Genomic DNA, 20,026 nt, shown 5'->3' with positions numbered 1-20,026 from the left:
TCACATGATTTCCGGGGACGCTTCCCAGTCACGGCAGGGGATGACCGCGTAGTGGCGGTAGAGGACGGCGACGGGGCCCTGGCCGGCCATGGCGCCGCGTAGCTCTATCGATTCGGTGTAGGGGCCGCAGACGCAGTCCGGGCTGCCCTCGTGGGCGATGACGTCGTCAGTTGGCAGAACGTGCACGAATTTGGACATCTCATTTCCCGCTTTGCTCCGGCTAAGTTCTCAAGTTACCACATAGCGGGATAAATCGGGCAAGGGCTTGGGGTGGGCTTGGCTGTGGTCAAGCTCGCCTGACCCGGAAGGTGGGCCATGTCACAGCGTTGACGTTTGTTGGGATGGACGGCAAACTAATTCGCGAAGTGGTCGTCTGCTGGGGTGGGGAGTTCTGATGCCGTACCGTCCGCCGTTGGTGGCTCGTGAGTATTTTGTGGCGGATCCGCCGGAGCTGCCGGTTCGGGAGCGTGGGGAAGGAGGTCTTTCCGCGCTGATCCGGGCCGAGGTGGTGACTGTGGACTGGGCGGGGGTGACGTTCAAGGGGGCCACGTCGGCGGACGAGTCGCTGGTCGTGCGGATCTGCGCGGCGGGGGAGGGGGTCATCCGGGTCCGGTTGATGCAGGACGCGGACGCCAGGACTCGGTCGGCGCGGGCGATCTCCATGGTGACGCCGGGGAAGTACCACGCGGTGGTGACGGCGGATGAGAGCCGGGTGGTGCTGAACGCGGGCGGGTTGCGGGTGGAGATCCAGCTGAATCCGTGGAACATGCGGTTCGTCGATGAGAGCGGGCGGGTGCTGGTCGAGCAGGATCCGGGGCGGCCCGACATCAGCGGGCGGCTGCGCACGCTGCCGTTCGGGCGGTCGACGGTGGACGGGACGACCGTGGCCTATCACGAGACGTTCCTGGTGCCAGCGGACGAGGCGTTCTGCGGGTTCGGGGAGTCGTTCACGCCGGTGAACAAGCGCGGGCAGCGGCCGCTGATGTGGAACTTCGACGCGTTCGGGGCCGAATCGCAGCGTGCGTATAAGAATGTGCCGTTCTACCTGTCCAGCCGGGGCTACGGGATCGTCGTGGACAGTGGCATGCCGGTCGAGTTCGACATGTGCCAGTCCACCCACAGCGACGTGCAGATCGTGGTGCCGGACGATCTGATCGACTACTACGTGCTGGCGGGGCCGGGGCCCGAGCAGGTGCTGGCGCGGTTCGGCGGGCTGACCGGGAAGCCGGTGCTGCCGCCGAAATGGGCGTTCGGGGCGTGGATCTCGTCGGGGTTCTTCCGGGACAGCCAGGAGCGGGTGCTGGAGCGGGCCCGGACGATCCGGACCAAGGGCATTCCGTGTGACGTGCTGCATCTGGACACGTTCTGGCAGACCGACGGGCATTGGTCGGATCTGCGGTGGGATCCGGAGGCGTTCCCGGACCCGGCAGGCATGCTGGCCGAGCTGGCCGAGCAGGGCTTCCACGTCTGCCTATGGATGAATCCGTATATCTCCCACTTGAGCCCGGCTTTCGCCGAGGCCGCCGACGCCGGATATTTCCTGAAGAAGCGTGACGGCGAGGTGTATGTCGCCGACGTCTGGCACGGCTCCTACCCGGCTTCCGGCATCGTCGACTTCACCAATCCGGACGCGGCGGCCTGGTTCCGCGGCCTGTTGAAGCCCCTCCTTGAGCAAGGCGTCGCCGTGTTCAAGACCGACTTCGCCGAAGGGGTTCCCGCCGACTCGATCGCCTTCAACGGCATGACCGGCGTCGAACTCCACAACGTCTACACGCTGCTCTTCAACGACCTGGTCGCCGACGTCACCCGGGAAGTCGCCGGGCATGGCATGGTCTGGGCACGTTCCTCCTACCTGGGCGGGCAGCGCCACTCCGCCCAGTGGAGCGGCGACGTCGACGCCACCTACCCGGCCATGGGCAGCACGATCCGCGGCGGCCTCTCGCACGGCCTGTCCGGCATCCCCTTCTGGAGCCACGACGCGGGCGGCTTCACCGGCACGCCCAGCCCGGAGCTGTACATCCGCTGGTCCCAGTTCGGGGCGCTGTCTCCACTGGTGCGCTTCCATGGCACGTCCAGCCGGGAACCGTGGGAGTTCCCGCCACATGCCGAGCAGGGCGCGATTGACGCGTTGCGGTTGCGGTATCGGCTTATGCCGTACATCTACAGCGTGGCGGTGGTCGCGGCCGAGACGGGCGCGCCGATGATGCGCGCGCTCTGCGTCGATTACCCGGATGATCCGGTGGCGTGGCAGGCGGACCTGGAGTACCTGTTCGGTACGGATCTGCTTGTCGCGCCGATGACCTCGGCCGATGGTTCCCGGAGCGTCTACCTGCCCGCGGGGTCGTGGGTGGACTACTGGACCGGTGAGGTCCTGACCGGCGGGCGATATTTCCCTGTCTCGCCGCACCTCGACCGCATCCCGCTGTACGTCCGGTACGGCGCGCTTATCCCTACGACCACTCCGGGCGACACGGTGGCCGACGACCCGGACATCACCCTTGTCGTGTACGGCCTGCCGGAAGGCACTAGCCGTACCGAAATAAGGGACTTGGACGGAACGACCACCGTGACCGCAGCGGTGGACGGAGACCGGTTGGTGGTCAGAGCCGACGGTCCAAAGCGGATCTCCCACGTCGAACTCGTTGGCGCGTCCGCCGAGTTCGTCATTCTCTAGGAGTTTGCAATGCGTAAATCCCCCTTCATCGTTCTCATGGTGGCCGTGCTGGCCGCCTGTGGGGGCACCGATAGCACCACCCCCCAATCGTCCAGTGGCACTCAGGCCAGGACGCTCACGCTCTGGCACTACGAGGGCGCCGACAGCGCGATGGGCAAAGCCTGGGCCGAGGCGATCAAGAAATTCGAGGCCTCCCACCCCGGGGTCACGGTGAAGTTCGAGGAGAAGGGCTTCGAGCAGATCCAGAAGACCGCCGGAATGGTGCTCAACTCCGATGAAGCGCCTGACATCATGGAATACAACAAAGGCAACGCGACCGCCGGGCTGCTGTCCAAGCAGGGGCTTTTAAGCGATCTGACCGAGCAGGCGACCCAGCGCGGCTGGGACAAGGCGCTCTCGGCGTCCCTGCAGACCACCGCGAAATATGACGAGCGCGGCATCATGGGCTCCGGCAAGTGGTTCGGCATCCCGAACTACGCCGAATACGTGATGGTCTACTACAACAAGGACCTCTTCGCGAAGCACAAGGTGGAAGTCCCGACCACGTACGAGCAGTTCACCGCCGGTCTGGACACGTTCGTCAAGGACGGCGTGACGCCGATCGCGAACGCGGGCGCCGAATACCCGGCCCAGCAGATCTTCTACCTGCTCGCCCTGAGCAAGGCGCAACGGTCGTGGGTCGACAGCTACCAGCTCTATAAGGGCAAAGTCGACTTCCACGGGCCAGAACTCACCTATGCCGCCAACACCTACGCCGACTGGGTGAAGAAGGGCTACGTCGACAAGGACTCCGCCGGGATCAAGGCCGAGGACATGGGCGTCGCGTTCATGAGCGGCAAGTTCCCCATCATGGTGTCCGGCTCCTGGTGGTACGGCAGGGTGCAGTCGACGGTCAAGGACTTCGAGTGGGGGTCCTTCCTCTGGCCGGGCAACCAGCTGGCGCCGGGCTCCTCGGGCAACATCTGGGTGGTGCCGGAGAAGGCCAAGAACAAGGACCTCGCGTACGACTTCATCGACATCACGATGAGCAAGGAGATCCAGAACCTGCTCGGCAACTCGGGCGGGCTGCCGGTGGCGGCCGATCCGGCGGCGATCACCGACGCCAAGAGCAAGGAGCTGGTGGAGAACTTCAACAAGCTGTCCGCGCAGGACGGCCTGGCGTTCTATCCGGATTGGCCGGCTCCGGGGTACTACGACGTGATGGTGGCCGGCGTACAAGGGCTGATCAACGGGACCGCGCCCGGCGCGGTGCTGGACGAGATCGCCGGGCCCTACAACGAGAATCTGGCGGATATCGGCGGATGAGGTCACGGGGATACTGGCTCTATCTGATCCCCAGCCTCGTGTTGTTCGTCGGTGTGATCGTGGCGCCGTTCCTGATGAACGTCGCCACGAGCTTCACCCGCTGGTCGGGGGTGGGCACGCCGGAATGGATCGGGTTCGAGAACTACGACAGGCTGCTGAAGGATGAGCGGTTCTGGGCGTCATTTCAGCACAACGTGGCGCTGATCCTGGCGATGGCGGTGGTGCCCACCCTGCTCGGGCTGGTGCTCGCCGCCGCGCTGTTCGACTACATCGCCAAGAAGTTCGGGCCGCGTACGGCGTCCGCGTTGCGGGCGGCCTTCTACCTGCCGCAGGTGCTGCCGGTGGCGATCGCGGGCGTGGTGTGGGGGTGGCTGCTGCACCCTTCGTACGGCGCCGTGAACGAGATCTTCGGGATCGACGTCAACTGGCTGGGCGATCCGTCGATCGCGCTGGCCACGGTGATGGCGATCATGGTGTGGTTCCAGCTGGGGTATCCGGTGGTGATCTTCATGGCCGGGTTGCAGCGGGTGGATCCGGCGCTGTACGAGGCGGCGGAGATCGACGGCGCTTCGTGGTGGCGGCGGTTCTGGCACATCACCGTGCCGCAGATCCGGCCGGAGTTCTTCGTGGTGCTGCTGACCTGCACGATCGCCGCGTTGAAGGTGTTCGGGCCGATCTTCGTGCTGACCCGCGGGGGACCGGCGGGGGCGACCATGGTGCCGTCGTACTTCTCGTATCTGAACTTCTTCCAGCGGGTCAATGTCGGGTACGGCTCCGCGATCGCGACCGTGCTGGCGCTGATCATCGTCGTGGTGACGTTCCTGTTCCTGCGGGTTCAGGAGCGTGAGACGTGAGACGGTATTCGCTGCTGGCCGCGCTGATCGTCCTGGCATTTGTCATGCTATTTCCGTTTTTGTTGGTGGGGCTTAACGCGTTCAAGTCTCCGGCGGAGTACTCGTCCGGGGGGCCGCTGGCGTTGCCTGACGGGATTTATCTCGACGGGATCGTCGCTTTCTGGGATCGCGTGGATTTCGGCCGCAAGCTGTGGAACAGCCTGCTGATCAGTGGGTGTGTGGCGGTGGGCGCGGTGGCGTTGTCGGTGCTCAACGCGTACGCGCTGGGGATCGGGCGGGTGCGCGGGCGGCTCTGGATCCTGGTCGTGTTCCTGGTGGCGAACACGCTGCCGCAGGAGGCGCTCGTCTATCCGCTGTACTACCTGGCCAAACAGGTCGGCCTCTACGACAGCCGCCTCTTCGTGATCCTGATATTTGTCGTTATTCAGGCGGCTTTCGGGACATATCTGCTTTCGGCGGTGCTGGGGAGGTTCCCGGCCGAGATCCTGGAGGCCGCCGCCATCGACGGCGCGAGCAAGTGGCGGGCGCTGTGGCGGATCGTGGTGCCGATCAGCCGGCCCACGCTGTCGGTGCTGCTCATCTTCTTCTTCATCTGGACCTGGAACGAGTTCTTCCTGCCGCTGGTCTTCCTGATCTCCAACGACAACCAGACCGTGCCGGTCGCGCTCGGCGTGCTGCAGGGCGACCGGCTGATGGACGCCACCATGTCCAGCGCCTCCGCGCTGCTCGGCATCGTGCCCGCCGTGGTGTTCTTCCTGATCTTCCAGCGGACCCTCACCCGCGGGATCACCGTGGGCGCCATCAAATAGCCGCCACCCTGACCTGGAGGCTTTCCCATGATCCGACGATTGTTGTTCGCGCTGGTCCTGGTCCTCGCCACGGGGACCGTGCCCGCGCAGGCCGCTGACGACTTCCCGTTCCGCGATCCCGGGCTGCCGCTGTCGCAGCGGATCGACGACCTGCTCGGGCGGCTCACGCTGGCAGAGAAGATCTCCTGGCTGCACCAGTACCAGCCCGCCGTGCCACGCCTCGGCATCGGCTCGTTCAAGACGGGCACCGAGGCGCTGCACGGCGTCGCCTGGTCCACCGACGTCGAGGCGGGCGGCGCGGTCCGTACGGCGGCGGGGACGGTGTTCCCGCAGGCCGTCGGGCTGGCGAGCACGTGGGACCCGGCGCTGATCAAGCGGGTCGGCGCGGCCGTCGGCACCGAGGCGCGGGGGTATCACGCGGAGAATCCCCGGGTGTGGGGGCTCCAGCTGTGGGCGCCCGTGGTGAACCTGCTGCGGGATCCGCGCTGGGGGCGCAACGAGGAGGGATATTCGGAGGATCCGCTGCTGACCGGGGCGATCTCCACCGCGTACGGGAGCGGCATCACCGGCGACGATCCCGACCATCTGCGGGCGGCTCCGGTGCTCAAACACTTCCTGGCCAACAACAACGAGGTCAACCGGACGACGACCAACTCCAGCCTGCCGGCGCGGGTGCTCAAGGAATACGAGGAGCCCGCCTTCCGCACGGCGATCGCCGCCGGGGCGGCCACGGGGGTGATGACCTCGTACAACGTGGTCAACGGACGTCCGGCCACGGTCACCGACCTGAACTCCGGCGTACGGACCTGGAGCACGCGCGATCTCTTCAACGTGACCGACGCGCACGCGCCCAACAACCTGGTCGACTCCCAGCGCTACTATCCGGACCTCGCCCAGGCGGACGCGGCCACGCTGAAGGCCGGCGTGGACAGCTTCACCACCGACGACACCAACTCCGCCAGGACGATCACCGCCGTGACCGACGCGCTGGCGGCAGGGCTGATCACCGAAACCGACGTGAACACGGCGGTCCGCCACATCCTGAGCATCCGGTTCCGGCTGGGTGAATTCGATCCCGGCGGCGGCCCTTACGGGAACATCACCAAAGCCGTCGTGGACTCACCCGCGCACCGCGCGCTCAACCGGGAGACAGCGGGCAAAGCCACCGTCCTGCTGAAGAACTCCGGCCTGCTCCCGCTCACCCCCAACCGCAAGGTCGCCGTCATCGGACCCCTCGGCGACACCCTCTACACCGACTGGTACGGCGGCAGCCTCCCTTATGGCGTGACCACCCTTGATGGCATCAAGGAACGTGCGACGGCCACCGGGACCGAGGGTGTGGATCGGGTCGCGTTCAAGCATGTGGCGTCCGGCGGATACATCACGGCGACGGGCACGACAGACGCCGACACCGTGGGGACGGCATTGGCTTCCGGCATCGCGACGGGCAATTCGGACGCCGGGGCGGCGTCGGCGTCCGGTCGAGGCGCCGACACCCCGGAGATCGCCGCTGCCGCCCAGTGGGATCTGACCGACTGGGGCGAGGGGGTCGTGACGTTGCGGAACGCCGGGAACGGCCGGTATCTAGGGTGGAACTTCGCGCCCTTCATCACCCGCGACGATCAGCCCAACGGCTGGTTCGTCCAGCAGCAGTTCAAACTGGAGCCCGCCGGGGACGGATACTTCCTTATCCGATATGTCGGGTATGAGGTTACGCAGCCGTGGTTCTGGCTGCCGGAGACGTACGTGCAGGTCGACCCCGATGGCAAGCTCTCGGTCGGCGCGAAGGCCACCGCCGCCAGGTTCACCAAGGAGGTCGTGACCGACGGCATCGCCACCGCTGTCGCCGCCGCGAAGGCCGCCGACGTGGCCGTGGTCGTCGTCGGCAGCATGCCGTTCATCAACGGCCGCGAGGACCACGACCGTACCTCCACCAAGCTGGCCGAAGGCCAGGAAGCCCTGGTCAAGGCCGTCCGAGCGGCCAACCCGAAGACGGTCGTGGTGCTCCAGAACAGCTACCCGGCCACGATCGACTGGCTCCAGGACCACGTCCCCGCCATCCTCTGGACCACCCACGCGGGCGCAGAAACCGGCCACGCCCTCGCCGACGTCCTGTACGGCGACGTCAACCCCGCCGGACGCCTCACCCAGACATGGCACCGCGCCACCGCCACCCTGCCCCCGATCACCGACTACGACATCATCAAGACAGGTTCGACGTATCTGTACTACTCAGGCAGCCCGCTCTACCCCTTCGGCCACGGCCTCTCCTACACGACCTTCGGCTACCAGGGCCTAACAGTCACCCCAAAGGCCACCGGTTACGAAATTTCCGTCAAAGTAACGAACACGGGAAACCGCGCCGGGGACGAAGTCGTCCAGCTCTACACCCACCAGCACCGCTCCCGCGTGAAACAGCCCATCAAACAACTCCGCGGCTTCCAACGCGTCACCCTCACCCCTGGCGCGTCCACCACCGTCCGCTTCACGCTCACCAAATCCGACCTGGCCCTCTGGGACGTCACCAGAAACCGCTTCGCCACCGAATCCGCCACCCACGACATCCTCGTCGGCAGCTCCTCCACCACCATCCGCCAACGCACCACCGTCAACGTCCCCGGCGAACAGATCCCCCACCGCGACCTCACCCACCTCACCCGCGCCAGCGACTTCGACGACTACTCCGGCATCGAATTAGTCGACGAAACCAAACCCACCGGCACCGCCGTAGGCGCCACAACCGGCGACTGGCTCACCTTCAAGGACACCGACCTACGCGCCCCGGCGACCATCACCACCGGAGTCTCGTCGGTGGCGGGTGGTTCCATCCAGATCCGCCTCGGCTCACCGACGGGCCGCCTGATCGGGACCCTCGCCGTCCCGGCCACCGGCGACGTCTACTCCTGGACCACCGCCACCGCGGCCCTGACCAGGACATCCGGCGTCCACGACGTGTACCTCACCTTCACCGGCGATCTCCGAATCCGAACCCTCACCCTCACCTGACGATCAAGAGGGAGCCCGCCGTCGATGCGGGCTCCCTCTTGCGATGTGCGTGCGCAACCTGCAAGGTCGCTAGACAAAGGGGGGCAGCGTGCTCGGTGGGCAGGTGCGGGAACGGGTCAGTGGTGTCGGCAGCCGGCTGGTGGTCGTCTGCGCGGGATGGGGGATCTTCTGGGGTGCCTGGTCGGGACTGCTACCCGCGATAAAGGAGCAGTTGGGGGCGTCCACAGCTGATCTCGGGCTGGCCCTCACCGCGGTCTCCATCGGCGCGATCCCCGCCATGATGATCACCGGCCGCCTCGCCCGAGGCCGCGAAAGCCTGGTTCTCGCCCTGTCCATGGCCGGCCTGGCCGCCGTCGCGGTCCTCCTCGGCTTCATCTCGGAGCCATGGGTTCTCGCCCTCGCGCTCCTGATCCTCGGCGTCACCAGCGGAAGCGTCGACGTCGCGCTCAACATGGCCACCGCGCGCGCCGAACGCGTGACCGGCCGGCGGCTCTTCCAGCCGGTCCACGCCGCCTTCCCGGTCGCCGTGATCGCCGCCGCCCCCGCCGCCGGCTTCGCCCGCGACCTGGGCATGTCCACCCCCACCGTCCTCACCTGCGCCGCCACCCTCGTCCTCGCCGCCGGTCTGGCCGCCGTACGCCTCCCGCTCGGTCCCCTCACCCAACAGGACAACGAGAAAAAGCCCCGCCCCGGCCTGTGGGGAATCGGCGTGATCCTCGGCCTCCTCGGCGCCTGCCTACTCATCGTCGAGAACGCGGTCGAACAATGGTCGGCCATCCTCCTGGAGGACCACCTCAGCGCCGGCCCGGTCCTGGCCGCCGCCGCCCCCGCGACCTACATGGCCGCCCTCACCACCGGCCGCCTGATCGCCCAAGCCCTCCCCACCCTGACCACCAGAACGCTCTTCCTGATCGCCGGCCTGGGCGGTTCGATCGGAATAATCCTGGCCGGCCTAGCCACCACCCCTTGGGTCAGCCTGGCCGGATTCGCCCTGTCCGGCCTGGCGTTCGCCCCCCTGATGCCCGCCATCCTCAGCGACGCCGGCACCCGCGACACCACCGGCGCCGTCGTGACCACCGTCTCCGTCGTCTCGTACACCGGATTCGTCATCAGCCCCCTCGCCGTCGCCGCCCTAACCCTGGGACTCCCACTCCCGTACGCCCTGGCCTGCCTGGGCGTCCTCGGCCTCCCCCTGCTCACCGCCGCGATCCGCCCGATCACCCAACGCGACTAACCCCGCAATACCGCAGTAACAGCCCGGGCAATCCGCAAAGCACCCGAACGGGATTTCGCTATCCTCCCGCTATGGCCGAATCGATCGGGGAAAGACTGGCCTCTCGTTACCTCCTGCTCCGACCTCTCGGCTCCGGCGGTATGGGTACGGTATGGCTGGCGAGGGACGAGACGCTTGACCGCGAGGTAGCGGTCAAGGAGTTGCGCTTCCCCGACGGGCTCGAGGAGCGCAAGCGGGCCGAGCTGGTCGCCCGGGTGATGCGCGAGGCGGAGGTCACCGCGCGGTTGCGGCATCCGTCGATCGTGGGCGTACACGACGTGCTCGTCGAAGGCGGCAAGCCGTGGATCGTGATGGAGCGGCTGCACGGCCGCAACCTCGCCGACGAAGTCAGGACGCACGGCCCGCTCCCGGCCGCGCGGGTCGCCGAGATCGGCGCCCGGATGCTGGAGGCGCTGGCCGCCGCGCACGCCCTCGGCGTGCAACATCGGGACGTGAAACCCGGCAACGTGTTCCTGACCAGCGACGGCCGCGTCGTCCTCACCGACTTCGGCATCGCCCGCCCCGCCGACACGACCGCCCTGACCGGCGACGGCATGCTGATCGGATCACCCGGATACATCGCGCCGGAACGCCTCTCCGGCGATCCCGGCGGCCCGCAATCCGACCTGTGGTCGCTCGGAGCGACCCTCTACCTGGCCCTGGAGGGCACACCCCCGTTCAAGGGCTCCCAGGTGGAGGTCCTCTACGCGACCATCTCCCAGGACGTCCCCCTGCCCAGGACCGCCGGGCCGATCGGACCGCTCTTACGCTGGATGTTGTCCCGCGACCCCGGCGCCCGCCCCGAACCGGCCGCCGCCCTCGACCTGTTCCGGCAGATCGCCCGGGGCGGCATGCCGGACGTGACGATGCCCATGGCGGCCCGGCAGCGCCGTACCCGCCGATGGCTGATCGCCGCCGCGGTGGCGGTCCCCCTCCTGGCCGGAGCCGCGTTCGTGGTCCCCTGGGGCGGCGACGACCCGCCCGCGCGCCGCTCCTCGCCGACGTTCGCCACGGCCGTCGACCTCTGTACGGCCCTGCCCGCCCCCGAGATCACCTCCGCCCTCGGCCAGTCCGCCCCCGGCCGGAAGATCGAGAAAGGCTGCCAGTGGACGGTCGACGGCACCGGCCTCCGCATCGACCCGCTGACCGACTCCGACACCCCCGACCCCTGGGCGCTGACCGCCGACTCGGCCCGCACCCTCTTCGCCGCACTGCGCCGCCAATCCGACAACGGCCTCCGCGAAGGCCAATTCATCTGGTACGAAATCGGCGCCGACCGCAAACAAGAGGTCGTGATCTCCCGCCCCCGGACCCTGCCCGGCGTCGGCGAGGAAGCCTACGCCTGCGACGTGAGCTCCACCGACGGCCGGGTGCTCAGCAACCTGATCTACTTCCGCCTGGGCGACCTGGTCGGCAAGATCGAGTACGCGGATCTGGGCACCCGCACCCCCGAGCAGATCCGCACCGCGGCCGAACACGCCGCCACCGTCGCCGCCGACACGTTGTGGAGCCGGGCGTAGTGAACCTGCTCGCCGGCCGATATCGGCTTGTCGAACCCCTGGGCCAAGGCGGCGAGGGGACCGTCTGGCGCGCCCACGACGAGCTGCTGCGGCGCGAGGTCGCGGTCAAGCAGATGCGCGTCCCGGCCCGTCTCAGTCCCGGTGAGCTCGCCGAATACACCGGCCGCGCCCTGCAGGAAGCCCGCGCGGCGGGACGGCTCAGCCACCCGTCCATCGTGATGATCCACGACGTGGTGCCGCACGACGGGCAGCCCTGGATCATCATGGATCTGGTGCCCGGCACCTCCCTGGACAAGCTGATCCCGCTGCCGTCCAACCGGGTCGCCGAGATCGGGCTGTCGATCCTGGACGCGCTGGCGCTCGCCCATCACAACGGCATCCTGCATCGCGACGTGAAACCCGCCAACGTCCTGATCGGGGAGGACGGCCGGGCCATGCTCGCCGACTTCGGCATCGCCGCGCCGCTCGGCTCCGATCCGGCCGACAGTTCCGGGTCACCGGCGTACATGGCTCCCGAGCGGTTCCGGCGGAAACCCGCGGGCCCGCCATCGGACCTGTGGTCCCTCGGCGCCACCCTCTACACCGCCGTCGAGGGCCGCGGGCCCTTCCACCGGGAGCTCCCGGCCGCCGTGCTCGCCGCCGTCCTCATGCACGAGCCGCCGCCGATGATCCGCGCCACCCCCGGGCTGGCCCGCGTGATCCTCGCCCTCCTCGACAAGGACCCCTCCCGCCGCCCGCCCGCCCCGGCCGCGCGGCACATGCTGCAGTCCCTCCTTCCGCCTCCCGTCGTCGTACGGCCGAGAAGAACGGGACGGTGGGTCGCGATCGGCGCGCTGACCGTGGCTCTTGGCGTCGCGGCGGGGCTTGCCGCCTGGAATCTGGGCAGCGATCAGGACACGCCGGGGCGTTTCACGGCTCTGCCGGATCCGTGCGAAGGGCTCACCACCCGGCAGGCGAACGAGCTTCTCGGTGATGGCGCGGATCGGGGTGAGCAGGACGGTGACAGCTGTGGGTGGGCGCAGCACCGTACCAACACCACGCTGACCATCACCTACCACTTGAATCCTGCCGAAGCGGGGGAGAACCATGCCGCGCGCGCGTTCGACGGCTACCGCTCCGGCGGGGCGGCCGAGGCCTACACGCTCGCCCAGGACGCGTTCACCAGGAACATCAGCGAGCCCGGAGTCACCGGCACGTCCGTGTGGTTCCGCCAAAGCAATCTGATCGTCGAAGTCGCCTACCGGCAGTCGGGCGTCGCCTCGCCCGACGCCTCCGAGCGATCACCCACCTGGCAGGCCGCCACCCACGCCGCCACCCTCGTCAGCGTCGGCCTCGGCTAGCCCTCTCCCACCCTCCAGGAGCCCGTCATGACCACACCCCCGAACACCCCGTGGGACCCGTTCAAGCCCCCGCCGCGCCGCCCCCTGAACGAACCCAACCCGGATCCCCGCGCCTACTTCCCCCCACCGCCATCGCCGGACCCTCCACCTGAGCCGCCACATCCCGAACAGCACCCCGAGTCCGACGCTTCGGAACCCACCGACATGGCGGAAAGTTCGAACGCGGGCTCCACCGAGGATGATCACCGGGACGACGCCACCGAAAGGCCGGACGATTCCGACCTGCCCTTCGGCCCGCCTCCTGAGCCGAGCCGGGGTCGTGTATCCGAGCCCGAGGACGCCTCCGGGCATCAGTCGGCCCGAATCCTGCGGCCGAATTTCCAGCGAAACGCGGATGACCGCCCAGAGGCCGCCGCGGACTGGCCCTCATTTGATGTGCCGACGACACGAGTCGCGGGCGGGTATTTTGACGCCGCCGCGGAGTTCCGATCTGAAGAGCGGACTGATCCGTCAATTGAAAACGCGCCCGGCCTGAGTCCAGCCGGTCATTTTGTTCCACCTTCGGCGTTCGGGGCAGCCGAGTCTTTTGACGACACCCAGGATTCGGACCCCGACACCCGACCGGTTGAACGTTTGCCTTCGGGCCCGATCCCTTGGCCCTCCGTTGCCGACCCCGGCGAGCGCCCCGAACCCCGCGCCGCCCAGAACGCCGAAGAACCATGGCGGGATGGACCACCGTTACCGCCCCCGCCAGGCTGGCAGCACGAACCGCCCGTCGCTCCCGGCTGGCCCCAGCCAGCACCGTCCAACGATCGCGACGAGCCGACCAAGCTCCACGAACTCCCCATTTACACGCCCCCACAGGTACTCTCCAGCCCTCCCGCTGAAGGATCTGCCACAGGTCGGGAACCGGAGACCCCGCAACCACCGGACGCGCCCGGATCTTGGCAGGGTGGCCATCCCCAGCCGGATATGCCAGGGCATTGGCCGGGCGGTCCACAGTCACCGGACGCGCCCGGATCGTGGCCGGGTAACCCTCAGCAGCCGGGTACGCCAGGGGCTTGGCCGGGCAATCCGCAATCGCCAGATGTACCCGGATCTTTTCTGGGCGGATCCCTGTCGGCGGACACACCGGGGCCTTGGCCGGGCGGTCCGCAGTCACCGGACGCGCCTGGATCTTGGTCGGGCGGTTCACAGTCACCGGACGCGCCTGGATCTTGGTCGGGTGGGCCGCAGCCGCCGGACGCGCATGGGCGCTGGCCGGATAGTCCTCCGCAGGCGAGCGCGCCAGGGTCTCGGCCAACTGGGCCGCAACCGCCGGATACGCCTGTTTGGTCGGGTAGCCCTCAGCCTCCCCCGCCTTCGGGAGCGCCGTGGCACCCGTCCGGGCAGGATGCGGGGCCGTACCAGATGGCAGGCCAGTGGCAGGGGTCCGAGAGCGGGCCCTGGCCAGGGACCACGCAGCCGGGTGGCGGTTGGCAGGGGCCGCCGCGGAAGCGGCGTGGCTGGGTGGTGCCCGTCCTGGCGCTGGTCGTCGTGCTCCTCGTGGCTGGCGGCACTTTCGTGTTCATGAAGACCCAAGCCGGCGACCAGACTCCGGTCGCGGCCACATCCTCCGGCAGCGCCGCCCCCTCGGCGACGACGTCGGCCGCCGCGAACGCGGGCGCCAACGCCGACGTGTGCGGCATGCTCGACCCCGTCGAAACGGAACGCCTCGTCCCCCAAGCGAAGATCGACTCCCGTACCAGCGACAACAGGGCCGACACGATCGTCAGCTACGTCCGCTGGACCTGCACCTGGGCAAATCGCAATATTTCCTACCGCGACGTCACCCGCAGCCGCGAGATCGTCGTCAACGTCGCCCGGTACGAAGCCCTAGGCGAGACCACCGCTGAGAAAGCCGCCAAAATCCAGTTCAACGGTGAACTCAGCCAATACACCTATGGCGGCAACAACTCCACCAAGGAGCGCTACTACTCCAAGCCCACCAAGTTCACCGGCGTAGGCGAGGAAGCCGTCGCCCAGTACCAGCTGGTCCGCGAGAAGGACTACCACTACTCCTTCGGCCAGGGCATGGGCCGCGTCGGCAACATCACCTTCCAGGTCAAGTACGAAGCGAGCCAGCAACACAAGGAAGCCGACCTCTTCTCCGCCGAGACTAAACAGTCGATCACCGAAGAGAACGCGATCCGCGAGGTCAAAGTCCTGCTCGAGCAGCTGGCCCAGTCGGTCACCGCCTGGCAGCAGGGCAAACCATCTCCCTTCGCCGGAAAGGCTCGCCCCAGCCCTACCCCGACCGCCAGCCCCAAGCCCGTACTCATCGACCTCCCGCCGCACTGCGTCGCCCTGAACCAGGTCGCCGCCGAACTCGTCCCGCAAACCAAGGGCGAGGCGGCCACCAGCAAGGACGGCAAGGCCGAACACATCCAGTGCCAGTGGTGGAACGACAAGATGCCCGTCGCCGACGGCAAGATCCGCTGGCGGAACCTCATGGTCAGCGTCCGCGAATTCCCCGACGCCGACTCCGCCCGCTTCTTCCTGATCGACAAACGCGGCAAGACCAAGTTCACCGCGAGCTCCAGAATCGGCGGCATCGCCTGGAGCAAAATCACCAAGCTCCCCGGCATCGGCGAGGACAACTACGGCCAGGCGATCAAACAGAAGACGGACACCGCCTACTCGGCCCGCTACGAGATCTACGCCCTCCAGGGCACCCGGGTCGTCTACATCCTCTTCGGCGGCAGCGACCGCCCCGCCAACACCCCCATCAACTCTCCCGACTCCACCCTGATGGACCTCCGCGAGGCCCTGAACGGCGCGAAGACCACCATCACCACCGTTCTCAAAGCCCTATAAACGCCCTCACCCGCTTCGTCTGGGCCCACCCGGACCGAGACGAAGCGGGTGGCGGCAAACAATTCACCCCAACACCCCAAGCGTTCCGCAAGGTCGCCCACATCACCTTCTGGAACGGGTACCAAACCCGCCGTAAGCATCGACATCGGGGGGAACCATGGCGGCCTGCGAAGTATGCGGCAACGACTACGACATGACATTCGAGATCCACGCTCAAGGCGTGGTCCACACCTTTGACAGCTTCGAGTGCGCGATCACGCGGATGGCACCCATCTGCGAGCACTGTTCCTGTCGCATCGTCGGCCACGGCGTCGAAGACGAAGGCAGATGGTTCTGCTGCGCCCACTGCGCCCGCAAGGCCGGCGCCACCGCCATCGTCGACCGCGTCGGCGCCCACACCTGATCCGCGAACCCGCGAATCAGGGCGATGCCTCGTGCAGGATCGGCCAGAACTCCACCTGGCTGAGGGCGGCCGCGGGCAGTTCGGCGGCGATCTCCAGGGCGCGGGCCTCGTCCGCGACGTCCAGGAGGTAGGTGCTGGCCAGGTACTCCTTAGCCTCCAGGTATGGCCCGTCGGTGACGACGGGCATACCATCCCGGACGCGAACGGTTTTCGCCTCAGTCACATCGGCAAGGCCGTACGCGCCGAGGAGCTCGCCGGTCTTCGTGTACTTGGTGTTGAACGCATCGAACTCGGCGATCGTCGCCTCGCGCTCGTCCGCGGGGATCGAGTCCCAGAACGCCTTGTTGCCGTAGATGATCAGAAGAAACTTCATGTCATCGACCCTAGCCTCGGCGTCGTACGGGCCAGGCGACCTGCGGCGATTACTCGTTTCGAGGGCTGCCTCCCCAGCGTGCGATATCGTCCGCGTCGACCTCCCGCGGCTGGCCGGCAGGCTGAGTGATGCGAATGTGGTTGCCGAACGGGTCCCGAAGCGCGCAGTCGATGCCGTACGGCTGGACGACGGGTTCCTCGGTGAACTCGACGCCTTGTGCCTTCAGCGTTTCGTAGGTCTTCCGGCAGTCGTCGGTTATGAGGATGGCCGCGACACCCATCGCGCCCTTGGTCACGAGGTCGCGCACCTGGGCGGCCACCTCAGGGCTGAGCGCCGGCGGACCGGGCACCTCCAGCAGGATCGAACGACCGGGGTCGCCGGGCAGCGCGATGGTCAGCCATCGCATGAAGCCCATGTCGACGTCGCTGGAGACCTCGAACCCGAGCTTGCCGACATAGAAGTCCAGGGCTTCGTCCTGGTCGAGTACGCGTACTGAGTGAATGCTGATTTGTGTGAACATGCAGCCCAGGCTAGGTGTTCGCACCAGATTCGGCTTGTCCAAAACTGCTCGGTCTGGACCAGGCCTTCACGAAGCAGATCGGCACCGAGAGCGGCACCGCCTTGGCACGGAACTGCGTGGGCGAGGCACCGACTATCGACCGGAATGTGCGGGTGAAGCTGCTGAGACTCTCAAAACCCACCTCGCGCGCCACATCCGTGACAGGCAGCGCAGTCTCCCGCAGCATGGCCATGGCCCGCTCGATCCGCCGCCGCTGCAAGTACCGATGGGGCGTCTCCCCGAAGACCGCACGAAAGGTCCGGCTGAAATGCGCCGCCGACATGAACGCGATGGCAGCCACCCCGGGAACATCCAACGGCTTCGCGTAATCACGATCCATGGCATCCCGCGCCCGCAACAGCCGACGATTCTCATCCTCCTGCGGGCTCATAGCACCCACCACGCCCCCGCCTTCCACACCTCGCCATCAGCCTGCCATCACAGCTCATGGTAGGGACCGTCCGTAGCAAAATGGACGAGCCCTTCGGTCGGCTCCATCCCCGCGTGCGTGGGGAGCACATATGGGACCCCTCGTGGACGACGAGACAGCGTCATGGCTACCCGTCCATCGCTTGAATCGCTTTTGTGATCAGCGCTCGGGCGGCCTTGCCGTACACGGCCAGCTCGGCTAGTTCCGTGAACGTGCGGGAGTATTGCGCGATCTCATGTGGCCGCGTGACTGTCAGGTGGCCGGACACGAGTTCAACGGTCACCTCTTCGTCATCGAACATGAAGAAGGCCTCAGTGGGCCACATGCCGGAGCGGTCTGCCCCGAGCGGGATGATGCCGAGCGATACAGAGGGCAGGGTGCTGGCGGTCAGCAGATGCCCGAACTGGCCCGTCATGATCTCCGAGCCTCCGATGGGCTGGTGGAGGACGCTCTCCTCCAGGATTACCGCGAACCGGTGATCCCCTTCGTAGAGGACACGCTGTTTGTCCACTCGGACTTGGACGGCGTCCTCGACGTCATCGGGAAGATCACGGCGCTTTCGCAGCGCGGACAGCAGAGCGGCGATGTAGGCGCGTGTCTGGAGCGGGCCGGGGATGAGATTGGGGGCGTAGAAACGGAACCGCCGCGTACGTTCCCACAGCGGGACGACCGACTCTTGTGCTTGGCGGAGCCCGGTCCGTTCCATGTGTCGCCACTCGACGAACATGCCCTCGATTGCCTCCAGGGAGGCGATGAGGTCCTCGGCCTGGTCCGGCGCTCCGCTGTGCTCGCACCAGGCTCGTATTTCGTGGGTCGAGGGTGGCCGGTGGGCGTGCTCGATTCGGCTGATCTTGGAGGGATGCCATCCTGTCAGCCGCCCGAACTCCCGTCCCGACAAGCGGGCATCCTTACGGATCTTGCGGAGCCGGGCGGCCAGGATTTCGAGCGCCTCCTGCGCGCTGGATGCTGAGGAACGCAAGGCTCAATGGAGGGGGTAGTCGTCGTGCGGGATCGCGCGGTGCCAGACCGCTTCGAAGGCTTCGCCGCACAGTTTGATGACCGCAGGGTCGATGATCTGCTCGACGTTCAGCCAGTCGCCGTTGCCGCTGAAGTAGTTGATGAGGAGCGTCTCCTGGTCGAACAGCCAGAAGTCGTTCCCGGGGAGCGCCAGATCGGTGGCGTGGTGGCGGGGAAGCCACCGCACCTGTTCGCCGACGCGGATGTTGGGGAAGGTGATGTCGTACTCGTAGCGGATGTAGTCGCTTACGGGTTCGGAGACGATGCGGGCTCGCCTTACCTCGACCCCTCGCGTGGTGGCGTCCACGATGTTCTGGAGCCAGGGCCGCCACCAGGAAGACCGGTCGTCGGGATCGAGGCGGTGACCGGCCTGCCAGGCATGGAAGTCGGGATCGTCGAGCATGTAGCCGTCGCGCATCTCCAGGTGCACGGCGGATCGCTTACAACGGCGGAGCGCCTCATCAATCTCCGCGCCTGAGGTCACTGTTCACCTTCCGGAAAGAACTGGAGCATGCGCCGGGGGACGCGGACGACCGCCTCGCCGTCAGGAATTGTGCCGATTTCGGCGCGGGCGGCCAATCCCTGGACCGTCCAGCCCTGGATCCAGAGGTCGCCCGTTTCGGTGTCCTGCCAGATCGTTGGCGAGCCACCATTGGGACTGTCCGGGTCCTTTCCCAGGAATTCCAGGCTCATCGAAGATCCTCCCTCACCGAACGGATGGGCCATGCCTGAGCTTGCGTCCGGTGCGGTCATCCATCAAGAAAGTTGCCAAAGATTGCGCGCTGCATTCAGTCCGATCCCGAGGCAAGGATCTTCGCGGCAACGCTTGGCAACCTCGTTGAGACACGGCAGCTCACGTTCCTAGTGTCACAGTTATGCCCTCCGAACACGGCTCTCATTTGGCCACAGCGTTCCCGACGCTCGTGGAGTTCGACACTTGGCGTGTCGGCGAAACCCTGTATGGCAGGCATCGGGCGTCCGGTGACCTCATCGAGGCCGACTCCGACTCTTTTCGACGGCTGGCGCTTTTGGCGACGGCCAAGAGTGCGGTTCACACCTGGCGGGAGGCTGAGACCTCCCGACGATCGCCCTGCAACGATCAGTGGACAGCGCTGCCGAGGACATCGCTCCGCCGCGCGTGTTCCCTTTCGTCCTTTCCTGGCTGCCGCTGCGGCCTCTCCTTGTCATGCACGTTCCTGGCAGTTTCCTCCGGATCAGTCACACCGAGGGGTAGGGAGATCAATGGACGTCCAGACGCGCTCTGAACGAGAGGAAGGGTTCGTAGCGCTGCCTGATGATGCCGCGCGGCTGTTCGGGCTGCTGGGGTTGCATCCCGGGGCTGATTTCTCGGTGGAGTCGGCTGCCGCGCTGGATGGCAGGCGGGTGGGGCCGGTCTTGGGCCTGTTGGAGGCGTTCGATGGGGTGGGTCTGGTCACGCGGGTGGTGCCCGGCCGGTACCGGATCGATGAGCCGTTGCGTGCTCACGCGGCCGTGTGGGCCCGGCGATCCGCCGTGCGGGCGGATGAGGCGCTGGTGCGTCTGGTCTGCTGGTATCTGCACGCCTGCGATTGGGCCGGGTCGGTTCTGGCCCCGTGGGAGGCCTACGA

The 20,026-nt window shown here is 67.1% G+C and carries 17 protein-coding genes and 1 pseudogene; 11 read left to right on the top strand and 7 right to left on the bottom strand.

What is annotated here, in order from left to right:
- Window positions 1-198: a hypothetical protein gene (locus tag Amac_RS47605; protein ID WP_155361057.1), complete on the bottom strand. Its 198-nt coding sequence runs from the start codon at window positions 196-198 to the stop codon at window positions 1-3.
- Between the two features lie 196 nt (window positions 199-394).
- On the opposite strand from Amac_RS47605, the gene Amac_RS47600 reads away from it, so the two are divergent.
- From Amac_RS47600 to Amac_RS47555, 10 genes are all read left to right on the top strand, one after another.
- Entirely contained in the window at window positions 395-2,674 is a 2,280-nt protein-coding gene (locus tag Amac_RS47600; protein ID WP_155361056.1) for a TIM-barrel domain-containing protein, read from the top strand.
- 9 nt (window positions 2,675-2,683) lie between these two features.
- Window positions 2,684-3,979 carry an ABC transporter substrate-binding protein gene (locus Amac_RS47595; protein WP_174900316.1) on the top strand — a complete coding sequence of 432 codons (1,296 nt, stop codon included), beginning with the start codon at window positions 2,684-2,686 and terminating at the stop codon, window positions 3,977-3,979.
- Complete coding sequence (locus tag Amac_RS47590; RefSeq protein ID WP_155361055.1) at window positions 3,976-4,833, top strand: carbohydrate ABC transporter permease; 858 nt, start codon at window positions 3,976-3,978, stop codon at window positions 4,831-4,833. The genes Amac_RS47595 and Amac_RS47590 overlap by 4 nt, the downstream gene beginning before the upstream one ends.
- Window positions 4,830-5,642 carry a carbohydrate ABC transporter permease gene (locus Amac_RS47585; protein ID WP_246269164.1) on the top strand — a complete coding sequence of 271 codons (813 nt, stop codon included), beginning with the start codon at window positions 4,830-4,832 and terminating at the stop codon, window positions 5,640-5,642. The genes Amac_RS47590 and Amac_RS47585 overlap by 4 nt, the downstream gene beginning before the upstream one ends.
- Before the next feature lie 27 nt (window positions 5,643-5,669).
- Entirely contained in the window at window positions 5,670-8,648 is a 2,979-nt protein-coding gene (locus tag Amac_RS47580; RefSeq protein ID WP_155361054.1) for a glycoside hydrolase family 3 C-terminal domain-containing protein, read from the top strand.
- 88 nt (window positions 8,649-8,736) lie between these two features.
- Window positions 8,737-9,882: an MFS transporter gene (locus Amac_RS47575; protein WP_155361053.1), complete on the top strand. Its 1,146-nt coding sequence runs from the start codon at window positions 8,737-8,739 to the stop codon at window positions 9,880-9,882.
- A gap of 71 nt (window positions 9,883-9,953) precedes the next feature.
- A complete protein-coding gene (locus tag Amac_RS47570) occupies window positions 9,954-11,441 on the top strand; it encodes a serine/threonine-protein kinase (RefSeq protein WP_155361052.1) in 1,488 nt (495 codons plus the stop codon).
- On the top strand, window positions 11,441-12,781 hold the full coding sequence (locus tag Amac_RS47565; RefSeq protein WP_170323021.1) for a serine/threonine-protein kinase: 1,341 nt from the start codon (window positions 11,441-11,443) through the stop codon (window positions 12,779-12,781). The genes Amac_RS47570 and Amac_RS47565 overlap by 1 nt, the downstream gene beginning before the upstream one ends.
- A gap of 1,509 nt (window positions 12,782-14,290) precedes the next feature.
- A complete protein-coding gene (locus Amac_RS47560; protein ID WP_155361050.1) occupies window positions 14,291-15,637 on the top strand; it encodes a hypothetical protein in 1,347 nt (448 codons plus the stop codon).
- A gap of 157 nt (window positions 15,638-15,794) precedes the next feature.
- Window positions 15,795-16,040: a metallothionein gene (locus tag Amac_RS47555; protein WP_155361049.1), complete on the top strand. Its 246-nt coding sequence runs from the start codon at window positions 15,795-15,797 to the stop codon at window positions 16,038-16,040.
- Window positions 16,041-16,056: 16 nt separating this feature from the next.
- Here Amac_RS47555 and Amac_RS47550 read toward each other — a convergent pair whose 3' ends face one another.
- The 6 genes from Amac_RS47550 to Amac_RS47525 form a co-directional block, all read right to left on the bottom strand.
- The gene (locus Amac_RS47550; RefSeq protein ID WP_155361048.1) at window positions 16,057-16,413 is read right to left on the bottom strand and encodes a YciI family protein; all 357 of its coding nucleotides are present in this window, start codon (window positions 16,411-16,413) and stop codon (window positions 16,057-16,059) included.
- Window positions 16,414-16,462: 49 nt separating this feature from the next.
- Window positions 16,463-16,933, bottom strand: coding sequence for a VOC family protein (locus Amac_RS47545; RefSeq protein ID WP_155361047.1), 471 nt, complete (start codon window positions 16,931-16,933; stop codon window positions 16,463-16,465).
- A 10-nt stretch (window positions 16,934-16,943) separates the two neighbouring features.
- On the bottom strand, window positions 16,944-17,363 hold the full coding sequence (locus Amac_RS47540; protein WP_155361046.1) for a helix-turn-helix domain-containing protein: 420 nt from the start codon (window positions 17,361-17,363) through the stop codon (window positions 16,944-16,946).
- Between the two features lie 166 nt (window positions 17,364-17,529).
- On the bottom strand, window positions 17,530-18,381 hold the full coding sequence (locus Amac_RS47535) for a helix-turn-helix domain-containing protein (protein WP_155361045.1): 852 nt from the start codon (window positions 18,379-18,381) through the stop codon (window positions 17,530-17,532).
- A gap of 3 nt (window positions 18,382-18,384) precedes the next feature.
- The gene (locus Amac_RS47530; RefSeq protein ID WP_246269163.1) at window positions 18,385-18,903 is read right to left on the bottom strand and encodes a DUF6879 family protein; all 519 of its coding nucleotides are present in this window, start codon (window positions 18,901-18,903) and stop codon (window positions 18,385-18,387) included.
- Window positions 18,900-19,112 (bottom strand): hypothetical protein, encoded by a 213-nt coding sequence (locus Amac_RS47525; RefSeq protein WP_155361044.1) that lies wholly within the window; start codon window positions 19,110-19,112, stop codon window positions 18,900-18,902. Before Amac_RS47525 ends, Amac_RS47530 begins: the two co-directional genes overlap by 4 nt.
- 549 nt (window positions 19,113-19,661) lie before the next feature.
- Between Amac_RS47525 and Amac_RS47520 the strand changes: the two are divergent.
- Window positions 19,662-20,026 (top strand): annotated as a pseudogene (locus Amac_RS47520) (hypothetical protein); the annotation flags it as partial.

Source organism: Acrocarpospora macrocephala (genome assembly GCF_009687865.1).
Taxonomy (GTDB): Bacteria; Actinomycetota; Actinomycetes; order Streptosporangiales; family Streptosporangiaceae; genus Acrocarpospora; species Acrocarpospora macrocephala.
The sequence above is the reverse complement of the archived record's forward strand: the minus strand, read 5'-3'. Positions and strand labels throughout refer to the sequence as shown.